Origin of the sequence: Mycolicibacter minnesotensis (assembly GCF_010731755.1) — a bacterium.
GTDB lineage: Bacteria > Actinomycetota > Actinomycetes > Mycobacteriales > Mycobacteriaceae > Mycobacterium > Mycobacterium minnesotense.
The window spans coordinates 451,839-463,831 of sequence record NZ_AP022589.1 but is presented as its reverse complement, the minus strand read 5'-3'; the positions used below and the strand labels follow the sequence as shown (position 1 = coordinate 463,831).

Genomic DNA, 11,993 nt, shown 5'->3' with positions numbered 1-11,993 from the left:
CCGGGCGCCCGCCGCGGGTGAGCGCGACCAAGGTGCCGGTGCTGATCACCGTCACCGGTGTGGATCAGCCTGGCGTCACTTCGGCTCTGTTCGAGGCGCTTTCGCGTCATCAGGTCGAGCTGCTCAACGTCGAACAGGTGGTGGTGCGCGGCCGGCTCACCCTTGGTGTGCTGGTCTCGGTATCGGCGGAGGTCGCTGACGGTCCTGCGCTGGGTGACGAAGTCACTGCCGCCATCCGCGGCGTGGGGTTGGACGTCACGATCGAACGCAGTGACGACGCGCCGATCATCGCCGCACCGTCGACCCATCGGATCGTGGTGCTGGGCCGGCCGGTGGCGGCCACGGCGTTGGGAGCACTGGCGCACGAGATCGCTGAGATCGGCGCCAACATCGACATGATCCGCGGCGTCTCCGACTATCCGGTGACCGGCCTGGAACTGCGGATCTCAGTGCCGGACGGCGCGGCGGGCCGCTTGCAGTCGGCACTGAGCACCGTCGCCGCGCACCAGCAGGTCGACGTGGCCTTCCAAGACGCAAGTCTGTCGCGCCGGACCAAGCGCCTGATTGTTTTCGATGTCGACTCCACGCTCATTCAGGGTGAGGTCATCGAGATGCTGGCTGAGCGGGCCGGCGCCGGGGACGCGGTCGCGGCGATCACCGAGGCTGCTATGCGGGGTGAACTCGACTTCGCCGAGTCACTGCACCACCGCGTGGCGACGTTGGCCGGCCTGCCCGCCAGTGTCGTCGACGAGGTGGCCGAGCAGATCGAGCTGACTGCCGGGGCGCGTACTACGGTGCGCACCCTCCGGCGGCTTGGTTTCAAGTGCGGGGTGGTGTCCGGCGGCTTCAAGCAGGTGATCGAGCCGCTGGCTGCGGAGCTGCAGCTGGACTTCGTGGCGGCCAACGAGCTGGAGATCGTCGACGGCCGACTTACCGGCCGGGTGACCGGTCCGGTGGTGGACCGGGCCGGCAAGGCTGAGTCGCTGCGGGAGTTCGCCGCTGCGGCGGGCGTGCCCCTGGAACAGACGGTGGCAGTCGGGGACGGCGCCAACGACATCGACATGCTGTCCGCGGCCGGGCTGGGGGTGGCGTTCAATGCCAAGCCGGCGCTGCGCGAAGTCGCTGATGCGTCGCTGAGTTACCCCTACCTGGACACGGTGTTGTTCCTGCTCGGCGTCACCCGTGCAGAGATCGAGGCCGCTGACGCGCACGACGGTGTACTGCGCCGGGTCGAGATCCCGCCGGTTTAGCGGCGATCGCGAGCGCGGCGGAGCCGGGCGCTGCGGGTCGCCGCCTTGGGCCTAGCGCGCTAGAGCAACGCCCCGATCAAGGCCAACGGCAGGAGCCCAGCGGTAGCGGCGAGCGGGATACCGATGGCGTCGAAGAGGTCGCCGTCGGCCATCTCGGACATGAAGATGTTGTAGCTGTACTCGGGCAGTGTGAAGAGCAAGGCGCTGAGCATGTCCAACGGCGGATAACCTGTATGCGGCGGGAACGTTCCCAAGAGGTCATCCCAAGTGGTGGGCACCGTGACCCCGGCGGACGTCTCACCGCCGTCCAGGACCCCTCCCAGGCTCATCAGCTGCTCGGCCCATTCCGGCAGTGAATACACGTAGTTGTCCGGATCCATCAGGGTGGTGAAGGAGTCGGTGATGCCCTTCTGCACCGCCTCGAAGAGGGCTCCCGGAACCTGTTGGAGGACATCGAGGTCCGGCAGGACTCCGATGCCGGTGGGGGTGTCGGCGAATCCCGGGCTCCAGCCGTGCTCGATGTTGCCGTATCCCAGATTCACCAGCACTCGCAGTGCCGGATCCAGCAGATCGACCAGCGGGTTTCCGATGTAGGGAAGCAGCTGTAGCGGAGCCAGCAGCGGCAACGTGCTGGCGGGGATCATGTAATAGTCGGTCAGCAGATCCGGGCTCGACGTGGGAAGCAGCACCGCGTTGGCGATGTCCTCGGGGCTGAGCCCCAGGTAGGTCGTGTGCGCGAAGATGATGCCCATCACCGCGTTGATCGTGGACAAGAAGTTGATCGGATACTGCGGAAAGTTGGCGAAGCCGTCGTACTCGTTGGTGTAGACGGTGGTGGGGTACAGGTCGGACGGCGCTGCGCCGCTGAATGTCATTCCGATGCTTGGCAATTCGGGGTACGTGCCGGTCGGAAGGTCGAAGCGCGACAGCATTCCGCCGTTGGGCAGGCTCTCGTTGCCGATCAACACGAAACGCACGTAGTCGCTGGGCACGTCCTCATCGGCGAGTCGTTGCATGATCAGCGACGACAGCACCGCGCTCTGCGACCACCCGAACACGACGACGGGATTGTCGGCGTCGACCCCACCGCCGGCGATCTGGTCGAGGATCGCGGCCTCCAGGATCTGGGTGCCCTGCTCCACCGAGCTGTCGAAGGTCCCGGTGAAGGCGCCCAGAAAGGGATACAGCGTTTCGGGGGTGGTGAGGATCTGGGTGGCGCCGGTGAAACCCAGCGGTGCGAGATAGAGCTCGTTGACCAGATCCGCATAGCCGGGGCCCGGAGTTGGCATGCCGCTGCCGCCCATGATCAGCGCAGTCCCACCGCCCAGTGGCGCGGCGGCGTCGGTGAGCTGGACCTGCTGGAGGGCCTGAACTGCGGCATCGGCAGGGGTGGGGCAGACCAGCAGACCGGAGCTGACGACACCGATAGCGAACGCGCTGAGCATCCGGGACATCAAATCTCCCTGAGGTAAGACAAAAGGAATGGTGTGAGGCGACCGTGGCAGACATTACAACAGCGCAATTGGGAATGAGCTGGGAGAAAATCACCGCGGAGAACTTCCCGGCTACCAGCACCCGGTCGGTCGTCGCGCAGCCGCGATGCGGCACGATAGGGCCGTGCCCGATACCGGACGTTTCGCTCCCGCAACCGGGGCTGATCAGGATCTGTTGATCCACTTCGAGGGCGTTTCCCTGTGCCGCGACGGGCGCACTCTGGTGGGGCCACTGGACTGGTCCGTCGAACTCGACGAACGTTGGGTCATCATCGGGCCGAACGGCGCGGGCAAGACCTCATTGCTGCGGATCGCGGCCGCGACCGAGCACCCGACTGCCGGCGTGGCCTACGTGTTGGGTGAACAGCTGGGCCGAGTCGACACCACCGAGCTGCGGGCGCGGGTCGGCTTGAGTTCGTCGTCCCTGGCGCAGCGGATTCCCGGCGGGGAGACGGTGAGTGACCTGGTGATCTCTGCCGGCTACGCAGTGCTGGGACGGTGGCGGGAACGCTACGACGCCGTCGACCATGATCGCGCAGTCGATATGTTGGAAAGCCTGGGCGCCGAACACCTGGCCGACCGGACCTACGGCACGTTGAGCGAGGGCGAACGTAAGCGGGTTCTGATCGCCCGGGCGCTGATGACCGATCCCGAGCTGCTGTTGCTCGACGAACCGGCGGCGGGCCTGGACCTGGGCGGACGTGAAGAGCTCGTGGCGCGGCTGGGTGATCTGGCCGCCGACCCCGACGCACCCGCGATCGTGCTGGTGACCCACCATGTCGAGGAGATCCCGATCGGCTTCAGCCACTGCCTGCTGCTGGCCGAGGGCCGGGCGGTGGCCGCAGGCCTGCTTGAGGATGTGCTCACGGCCGAGAACCTGTCGGCCACTTTCGGCCAGTCGATCGCGGTGGACGTCATCGACGGCCGCTATTTCGCCCGACGGACCCGTACCCGAGCAGCTCACCGGAGGCGCGGATGAACGACCCCCAGCAATCACCACTGCCGGCCCGGCCCGCCGCGACCGTCATGTTGGTGCGTGCGGATGCTGCTGCCCCGGGGCGGGCCGGACTCGACGTGTTCTTGATGCGCCGCCACGCCGCGATGGAGTTCGCTGCGGGAGTGATGGTGTTTCCCGGTGGCGGGGTGGACGACCGTGACCGCAGCACCGATATCGCCTGGCACGGCCCGACACCTGCCTGGTGGGCGCAGCGTTTCGGCGTTGATGTCGATCTCGCCGCAGCATTGGTCTGTGCGGCCGCGCGGGAGACCTTCGAGGAATCCGGGGTGCTGTTCGCCGGCCCCGCCGATGAATCCGACCGGGTCGTCTCGGATGCCGCGGTGTATGCCGACTCGCGGCACGCGCTGGCGGCCGGGGAGCTGTCGTTCGCCGATTTCCTGCGGGCCGAGAACCTGATCCTGCACGCCGAACTGCTCCGGCCCTGGGCGAACTGGGTGACCCCGGAAGCCGAGCGCACCCGCCGTTATGACACCTACTTCTTTGTGGGCGCGCTCCCGGTCGGACAACGCGCAGACGGCGAGAACACCGAGTCCGACCGTGCCGGTTGGCTGACTCCCGAGGCTGCGATCGAGGACTTCGCAGCCGGCAAGAGCTTCCTGTTGCCGCCGACCTGGACGCAGCTCGACTCGCTCATCGGCCGCAGTGTGGAGGCAGTGATGGCGGTGGAACGTCAGATCGTGGTGGTGCAACCGAACCTGGCTCGCCGCGGCGACAACTGGGAGATCGAGTTCTTCAACTCCGAGCGCTACAACGCCGCTCGCGGGAAGCGTTGGCCCTGATGAGTGAATTCATATCGGTGCGCAGCGCCGCCGAGGAGCCCCGGATCGCCACGCTGTTGGTCTCTCGGCCGCCGACCAATGCCATGACCCGGCAGGTCTACCGGGAGATCACCGCGGCGGCGGCCGAGGTATCGGAGCGCGACGACGTCGCCGCAGTGGTGCTCTACGGTGGGCATGAGATCTTCTGCGCCGGCGACGACGTGCCTGAACTGCGCACTCTGATCGCCACCGAGGCGCAGGTGTTCGCCCGGGTGCGCCACGAGGCCGTCGCCGCTGTCGCGGCGATCGGAAAGCCGACGGTGGCGGCTCTCACCGGGTACGCGCTGGGCAGCGGTCTGGCGCTGGCGCTGGCGGCGGACTGGCGCGTCAGTGGTGACAACGTCAAGTTCGGTGCCACCGAGATCCTGGCCGGCCTCGCTCCCGACGGCAGTGGGCTGGCGCGCCTGGCCCGGACCATCGGCGCCAGCCGGGCCAAGGAGCTGGCCTACAGTGGCCGGTTCTTCGATGCCGAAGAGGCACTCGCTCTGGGCCTGATCGACGACATGGTCGCCCCCGACGGGGTCTACGACGCCGCGGTCAGCTGGGCGCGACGCTTTGTTGACACCCCGGCATCGGCGCTGGCCGCGGTCAAGGCCTCGATCGATTCCCTCGAGACAGTCCCGCCGGCCGAGCGGGCCATTGCCGATCAACGGCGTTACGGCGAACTGTTCGGCGCGGGCGTCGAATCTTCGGCGCCGGCGCCGGCGCAGTAGCCGCCACGCCGACCCGGCTTGGCGGAGTATCGGTTTCCTTTCACGTTTTTATCAGCTAACGTCCAGTCATCAGCGGCGAAGGCCGCCACGATGCCGGCGTTAGGAACACACCATGCAGTCAGTTGCCCTCCGTCCCTTGACCACCGCCGCCGTCGCGCTGCTGGGCGCGGGTGCCATTGCGGCTTCTCCGGTCGTGGTGCCGCAGGCTGCAGCGGTGTCGGTCGGCATCCTGCTGGCCGCCCAGGACATCACCATCGACATGATTCGCCACGGCCAGTCGGTCGACAACTTCGAGGGGATCCTGGGCACCATCCCGCCGGGCGCTCCCCTCACCGACCGGGGCTGGGAACAGGCCGCCTTCCTCGCCGACCCTGACAACCCGCAGCACCTTGCCGCCCCCGACTTCTACGCGGGGATCTACGCCTCTGAGTTCCTCCGCGCCCAGGACACGGCCCACGGGTGGCTGACCGCCGCAGAAGCGCCGGACACACCGCTGACGATCCTCGGCGGGCTCAACGAGATCAACGCCGGATGGTTCGAGGGCCAGGAACTCAACCTGCTTACCCAGATCGCCTACGCTTTGCCGACTTTCCTGTGGGCGCTGGGTTTCTACTGGGTGCCCATGTTGGGCTCCACGATCGACCCGAACGGGGTGGCGTTCAACGACCGCGTCACCGAGGCGATTGACGCCATCTACAACAACACCCTCTCCGACCCGGAGAGCTCGCTCACCAATGCCGCGTTCGCGCACGCCGGGACGATCTCGATCTGGACGTTGATGAACGTCCAGAACCCCGACTTCGGGTTGGTCTTGAGTCAACTGCTCGACACTCACACCCCGCTGGACAACACCGGTCAGGTCGTCATCGAGGGCAACCCCACCGACGGGTGGACGCTGGTCAGCTGGGGCGGCCAGGAAGTGTCGGCGACCCCGGACCTGTTGACCGGGCTGTTCGTTGACTGGCGGGACTTGAACGTTGCGCCGCAGATCGCGACGTGGCACATCCTGGAGGCGTTGCAGGGTGGCGACCAGGCCGAGATCGCCGCTGCACTGCAGACCGGTTTCGACCAGGTGCTCGGGGCTATCACCGCGTTCCCGCAGGCTGTCTTCGACACCATCACCGGCGCGCTCATCGGCTAGCGCGCCGGGCGGGGCCCCGCACGTACCCGGGGCCCTGCGAATTAAGCATTGACATAGGAAAAACAACGGTTTACTTTCAGCTAAGTATTGCGCTACGCGTCGGAGCGTAACGGAACCTACTTGCTGAAGGGGAACGCCATGCACCACACCCGCCCGTGGATCACCGCCGGATTGACTCTCGTCGGCGCCAGTGCCGTCGCACTCTCCCCAGTCGCCGTGGTCCTACCCGAGACCCATGGGCCCGCCGCCCGTGCGTTCGAGATTCAGCTGACCGCAGCAGACATCGTGCTGGACCTGATCCGGCACGGGGAGTCGACGGAGAACGTCACCAGCTATCTCGGGACGACGCCGCCGGGTGCTCCGCTCACCGAGCTCGGCGAGCAACAGGCGATCACCGTCGGTGAGCAGCTGTACAACGGCGGCGACAACGACATCAATGCCATCTACGCATCGGAGTTCCTGCGGGCCCAGCAGACGGCGTGGCCGCTGATCCACTTGCTGCAGGGCGACAGCGACTACAACGAGATCCCGGGGGGCCCGACCCCGCTGCTCGACCCCAGCCAGATCCTGTCCGGGCTCGGTGAGATCAACGCCGGATGGCTCGAAGGGCAGAGCGGCACGATCCCGGGCCTGCTCTATCTCCTTCCGACCATCGCCTGGATGACCGGGGCGTACTGGGTGCCCATGCTGGGTTCGAGCGTCAACCCCAACGGGATGGCATTCCAGGACAACTACAGCGGCGCCATCCAGACCATCTACGACAACAGTGAGGCAAACCCCGACAGCACTGGGACCGACGTGGCGTTTTCCCACGGTGCGGCGATCATGGCGTGGACCATGATGAACGTCAGGAACCCCGACTGGGGTTTGTTCCTGGAGACGCTGGCCGGCGACCGCGGGCTGCCCAACACCGGCCAGGTTGTGGTGGAGGGCAACCCGACCGACGGCTGGACGCTGGTCAGCTGGAACGGCACCGAGGTCGCGGAGAACCCGGGGCTGCTCACCGGGCTGTTCGTCGACGTCCGTGACCTGATCACCGTGCCGCAGATGGCGAGCTGGCACGTCTGGGAGGCCATCCTGGGCGGCGATCCCTCCGAAATCCTCGCCGCGCTGCAGACCGGCTTCAGTGATGTGTTCTCCGCGCTCGTGGAGTTCCCGCAGGCGGTGTTCGACACCATCGTCGGCTCCCTGACCGACGTCGGGAGCGCGGGGGCCACAGATGTGCTGGGCGACCTGTTGACGTCCCTGGCGATCTGAGTTGCGGGTGGAAGCCGGGCGTGGCGTCTGTACCGCTGCGCCCGGCTTCACCGTGCCGATACCACCTATTAGGCTGACCTACCATGACCAGTACGGACCCGACGCCGAACCCGCACGCCACCGCAGAACAGGTGGAGGCCGCGCGGCACGACAGCAAGCTTGCCCAGGTGCTCTACCACGACTGGGAGGCCGAGCAGTACGACGAGAAGTGGTCGATCTCCTACGACGAGCGCTGTATCGACTACGCCCGGGGCCGCTTCGACGTCATCGTGCCCGCCGCCGACCGCGACAATCTGCCTTATGACCGGGCGCTGGAGCTGGGTTGCGGAACCGGGTTCTTCCTGCTCAATCTGATGCAGTCCGGGGTCGCCCGACGCGGCTCGGTCACCGACCTGTCACCCGGGATGGTCAAGGTCGCCACCCGCAACGGTCAAGCCCTCGGCCTGGACGTCGACGGCCGGGTCGCCGACGCCGAAGGCATCCCATACGAGGACAACACCTTCGATCTGGTGGTCGGGCACGCGGTGCTGCACCACATTCCCGACGTCGAACTGTCGCTGCGCGAGGTGGTCCGGGTGCTCAAGCCCGGCGGGCGGTTCATCTTCGCCGGTGAGCCCACCACCGTGGGCAATTTCTATGCCCGCCGGCTGGCCGACCTGACCTGGAAGACCACGGTCGCCGCGATGAAGCTGCCCGGTATGGGCTCCTGGCGTCGGCCGCAGGAGGAGCTCGACGAGAACTCGCGGGCCGCTGCCCTGGAGTGGATCGTCGACCTGCACACCTTCGAACCGGCTGACCTGGAGAAGATGGCGACCAACGCCGGGGCGGTCGAGGTGCGTACCGCAAGCGAGGAATTCACCGCCGCCATGTTGGGCTGGCCGGTGCGCACCTTCGAGTCCACCGTGCCGCCGGGCAAGCTGGGCTGGAAGTGGGCGCGATTCGCCTTCCGCAGCTGGACCACTCTGAGCTGGGTGGACGCCAACGTGCTGAGCCGCATTGTGCCCAAGGGCTGGTTCTACAACGTGATGATCACCGGGGTCAAACCCTCCTGACCGGTGGTTTCCGCTTCACCCTGGGAGACGTCGGCTACCTGAGTTCGGCGACCGGCACCGCCGCTCTGGCCGAGGTCGCCGACTTCGCGTTCGCCGACGCTACCCGGATCGCCGATATCGCCGCACTGCGTGTCCGATTCGGCGACCGGACTGCCGCGTTGGTCGAGACGGTCCTGCTGCGGCGCCGTGCCGATGCCAAGCTCGCCGAGTTTCCCGACACGGCGCAGTGGCTGTTCACCGACGAGGCGCTGCAGCAGGCCAGTGCCGCATCGGTGGCGCGCCACCGGGCCCGCCGGATCGCCGACGCGGCGTCGGGCTCCGCGGTGCACGACGTGACCTGTTCGGTCGGCACCGAGCTGGCCGCGTTGGTCGAGCTGCACGCCCGGGTGCTGGGCAGCGACCTGGACCCGGTGCGGCTGGCGATGGCGCGACGCAATGTCGAGGGTGCCGCTGTCGTCCAGGCCGACGCGCTGGCACCGGTGAGCCGTGACACCGTGGTACTGGCCGATCCGGGCCGGCGAGGTGGGGGACGGCGCCGTTTCGACCCGGCCGACTATCAGCCCGCGCTGGACGGCTTGCTCGACGCTTACCGGGACCGTGATCTGGTCGTCAAAGTCGCTCCCGGAATAGATTTCGAGAAGGTCGGGCTGCTCGGCTTCCACGGCGAGATCGAAGTCACCTCCTGGCGTGCATCGGTACGGGAGGCCTGTCTGTGGTCGCCTGGCCTGACCGAACCCGGCGTACGCCGTCGGGCAACGATCTTGGACCGCAATGAGCAGATCACCGATGCCGATCCGCCCGATTGCGATGTCCGCCCGGCGGGGCGTTGGATCATCGATCCGGACGGCGCCGTGGTGCGGGCCGGCCTGGTCCGTCACTACGGTGCCCGGCACGGACTGTGGCAGCTCGACCCCGATATCGCCTACCTCTCCGGCGACGACCTGCCCGAGGGAGTGCGCGGATTCGAGGTGCTTGAGATGTTGCCCTACAGCGAGAAGCGCCTTCGTCAGGTGCTGGTCGCACGCGACTGCGGCACCCTGGAAATCCTGGTTCGGGGCGTTCGTGATGTGCAGGCCGATCCTGACGCGTTGCGCCGCCGGTTACGGCTACGGGGGGCGGCAGCGCTGTCGGTGGTGATCACCCGGATCGGGACGGGGGCCGCGGCGAGGGCGATTGCATTCATCTGTCGCCCGTCGCGCTGACCGGCCCGGTAAGCTGTCATCTTGGTGCCATTCCTGCTTGCCGCGGCAAGTCGAGACAAAGCGAGACAAACCGACAATGCGCATTCTGGTGGCCGCTCTGGTGGCGGGCGGTGCAATCAGCAGCTGGCTGGGTTCGGCCGGCATGCCCTCGGCGGGTGCGATTTCGCCCTGTGCCGAACTGGGCGGCACCCTGGACTCCGGTCAGTGTCACGTCCACTCGTCGAACGCCAGCTACACCCTGGACATGCGGTTTCCGGTGGACTACCCGGACCAGGCGACCCTGACCGAGTATCTGGTGCAGAACCGCGACGGGTTCTTGACCGTGGCCAAGTCTCCCGGCTCGCGGGATATGCCCTACGAAATGGACGCCACATCGGAGCAGCACCGTTCGGGGCAGGCGCCTAAAGGCACCCAGAGCGTCGTGCTCAAGATCTTCCAGGACCTTGGTGGCCCGCAGCCGTCTACCTGGTATCAGTCCTTCAACTACGATCTGGCTACTCGCAAGCCGATCACCTTCGAGACGCTGTTCGCGCCCAACAGCAAGCCGCTGGAGGCCATTTTCCCGGTCGTGCAGCGCGACCTCGAACGCCAGACCGGAGTGCCGGCGATTCTGATCTCGTCGGGTTCGGGGATGGACCCGGCGCACTATCAGAACTTCGCGATCACCAACGACGAGGTGATCTTCTACTTCGCACCCGGTGAACTATTACCGATGAGCTCGGGCGCAACCTCGGTGAAGGTGCCGCGCACGGCGCTCCCGCCGCTGGCCCTGTGAACCCTAGGCCGGGGCGAAGCTGAAGACTTGGCCGGCGCTGGTGGCGACAGCCACCCGGCGGTCATGGCCCACTGATACCCCGACCGGGAACCCGCGGGCCTCGGGCAGCGGATAGCTGTTGAACGTGTGTCCGTCGGCCGGGTCGAACACCAGCAGCGACAAACCCGCAGGCCCCAGACTGGTACCCGCGACCACCGTGTAGCCCACCTTGCCGGCGAGGCTCGATGACGACAGCGGCGCCGCGTCCTCACGACGCCACACCTGCTCGGCGTAGTCACCGCGATCGGCAAAGGCGACCAGTTCGGTGTCGGGGCCCCCGCCGGAGACGATCAACCCGCCGGGCGTCACCGCTGGAGGTGTCTGTGCCAAGAACTTCAGCGGCACGGACCACTTCGCTTTGCCATCAGCGCTATTGATCGCCCAAAGACGTTGGTCGCGTCCATTGACGTAGACCGTCGAGCCGTCGGCGGACAGCACCGGGCTGGCCAACACCCCGGCCGCTACGGCATCGCTGCTCCACACCTGGGAGAGCAGCGGGACGCCGCCACGGTGGTAACGCAGACCCATCAGCTCCGACTCCTTGGCGCCCGGCTGCCACAGGCTGACCACCACCATGTCGCTCTGCGGGGAGAAGGCCGGAGCGGCCGCGACGGGGCACTCTGGTCGGGCCTCGGCGCAGTCGGACAGCCCTCGCCGGAAATCTGTCGGATCAAGCCCGTCGACCAGGTCCAACGGGGTTCCCACGACGGTGCCGCGATGCGCGTCGAACACCAGCACCTGGCCCAGGTGTGTCACGACCAGCAGCAGGCCATCGTCGAGGATCCGGGGTGTTGAGGGCATTCCGATCACCGGGGCCCGCCAGCGGATCCACTGGGTGGGCGGAAACGACAGCATGGCGCCGGGCTGCCCGATATAGACGTTGTCGAAGCCGTCGATCAGCGGGCCAAAGAACCCGCCGCCCTGATGCAGCCGGGTGCACCAACGTTGCCTGCCTCGGTCGGCGTTCTCCCATTGCATCAACGAACAACCGTCTTCGGTCTGGGCGTTGAGCATCATCCACCCGTGGACGCCCAGGGCGGGTTGCGCTCCCAGTTCGCCCTTGACCGAACGGATCCAGTCCAACTGCAGGTCGGTGGCTCCGGCGGTGTCGGTATGGCTGCTGTTGGCGGCGTCGCCGTACTGTGCGGGCCAGCCGGGCGCGGGCGCCGCGTCCACCCACGAATCGGTGTTGGCGCAGCCGCCGATCACCGCCGCCAATGTCACCGTTGCGATTC

Annotated in this window: 11 protein-coding genes; 9 read left to right on the top strand and 2 right to left on the bottom strand. The window is 67.1% G+C overall.

From position 1 onward, the window contains the following. The first annotated feature begins 17 nt into the window (after window positions 1–17). Window positions 18–1,250: a phosphoserine phosphatase SerB gene (gene serB, locus G6N09_RS02365; RefSeq protein ID WP_083024405.1), complete on the top strand. Its 1,233-nt coding sequence runs from the start codon at window positions 18–20 to the stop codon at window positions 1,248–1,250. Between the two features lie 59 nt (window positions 1,251–1,309). Here the strand turns inward: serB and G6N09_RS02360 are convergent, their stop codons facing one another. Further along, a complete protein-coding gene (locus tag G6N09_RS02360; RefSeq protein ID WP_083024403.1) occupies window positions 1,310–2,704 on the bottom strand; it encodes a PE-PPE domain-containing protein in 1,395 nt (464 codons plus the stop codon). A gap of 145 nt (window positions 2,705–2,849) precedes the next feature. On the opposite strand from G6N09_RS02360, the gene G6N09_RS02355 reads away from it, so the two are divergent. From G6N09_RS02355 to G6N09_RS02320, 8 genes are all read left to right on the top strand, one after another. Continuing rightward, on the top strand, window positions 2,850–3,722 hold the full coding sequence (locus tag G6N09_RS02355) for an ABC transporter ATP-binding protein (protein ID WP_083024400.1): 873 nt from the start codon (window positions 2,850–2,852) through the stop codon (window positions 3,720–3,722). Next, window positions 3,719–4,540: an NUDIX hydrolase gene (locus tag G6N09_RS02350; RefSeq protein WP_083024398.1), complete on the top strand. Its 822-nt coding sequence runs from the start codon at window positions 3,719–3,721 to the stop codon at window positions 4,538–4,540. The genes G6N09_RS02355 and G6N09_RS02350 overlap by 4 nt, the downstream gene beginning before the upstream one ends. After that, complete coding sequence (locus tag G6N09_RS02345) at window positions 4,540–5,292, top strand: enoyl-CoA hydratase (protein WP_083024396.1); 753 nt, start codon at window positions 4,540–4,542, stop codon at window positions 5,290–5,292. The genes G6N09_RS02350 and G6N09_RS02345 overlap by 1 nt, the downstream gene beginning before the upstream one ends. Before the next feature lie 112 nt (window positions 5,293–5,404). Continuing rightward, a complete protein-coding gene (locus G6N09_RS02340) occupies window positions 5,405–6,433 on the top strand; it encodes a histidine phosphatase family protein (RefSeq protein WP_083024394.1) in 1,029 nt (342 codons plus the stop codon). 138 nt (window positions 6,434–6,571) lie between these two features. Continuing rightward, window positions 6,572–7,690 (top strand): histidine phosphatase family protein, encoded by a 1,119-nt coding sequence (locus G6N09_RS02335; RefSeq protein ID WP_083024574.1) that lies wholly within the window; start codon window positions 6,572–6,574, stop codon window positions 7,688–7,690. A gap of 83 nt (window positions 7,691–7,773) precedes the next feature. Continuing rightward, window positions 7,774–8,742, top strand: a complete 969-nt coding sequence (locus G6N09_RS02330; protein WP_083024392.1) for a class I SAM-dependent methyltransferase — start codon at window positions 7,774–7,776, stop codon at window positions 8,740–8,742. Next, on the top strand, window positions 8,739–9,944 hold the full coding sequence (locus tag G6N09_RS02325) for a THUMP-like domain-containing protein (protein WP_163752870.1): 1,206 nt from the start codon (window positions 8,739–8,741) through the stop codon (window positions 9,942–9,944). Before G6N09_RS02330 ends, G6N09_RS02325 begins: the two co-directional genes overlap by 4 nt. A gap of 76 nt (window positions 9,945–10,020) precedes the next feature. Next, window positions 10,021–10,719, top strand: a complete 699-nt coding sequence (locus G6N09_RS02320; protein WP_083024389.1) for an esterase — start codon at window positions 10,021–10,023, stop codon at window positions 10,717–10,719. Between the two features lie 3 nt (window positions 10,720–10,722). On the opposite strand, the gene G6N09_RS02315 is transcribed toward G6N09_RS02320, so the two are convergent. Next, window positions 10,723–11,982 (bottom strand): outer membrane protein assembly factor BamB, encoded by a 1,260-nt coding sequence (locus G6N09_RS02315; RefSeq protein WP_234806967.1) that lies wholly within the window; start codon window positions 11,980–11,982, stop codon window positions 10,723–10,725. Window positions 11,983–11,993 lie beyond the last annotated feature (11 nt).

Excerpts from the sequence above, each read along its gene's own strand:
- G6N09_RS02360 (WP_083024403.1), bottom strand. The coding sequence starts at position 2,704 with ATGTCCCGGATGCTCAGCGCGTTCGCTATCGGTGTCGTCAGCTCCGGT.
- G6N09_RS02355 (WP_083024400.1), top strand. The coding sequence starts at position 2,850 with ATGCGGCACGATAGGGCCGTGCCCGATACCGGACGTTTCGCTCCCGCA.
- G6N09_RS02350 (WP_083024398.1), top strand. The coding sequence starts at position 3,719 with ATGAACGACCCCCAGCAATCACCACTGCCGGCCCGGCCCGCCGCGACC.
- G6N09_RS02345 (WP_083024396.1), top strand. The coding sequence starts at position 4,540 with ATGAGTGAATTCATATCGGTGCGCAGCGCCGCCGAGGAGCCCCGGATC.
- G6N09_RS02340 (WP_083024394.1), top strand. The coding sequence starts at position 5,405 with ATGCAGTCAGTTGCCCTCCGTCCCTTGACCACCGCCGCCGTCGCGCTG.
- G6N09_RS02335 (WP_083024574.1), top strand. The coding sequence starts at position 6,572 with ATGCACCACACCCGCCCGTGGATCACCGCCGGATTGACTCTCGTCGGC.
- G6N09_RS02330 (WP_083024392.1), top strand. The coding sequence starts at position 7,774 with ATGACCAGTACGGACCCGACGCCGAACCCGCACGCCACCGCAGAACAG.
- G6N09_RS02320 (WP_083024389.1), top strand. The coding sequence starts at position 10,021 with ATGCGCATTCTGGTGGCCGCTCTGGTGGCGGGCGGTGCAATCAGCAGC.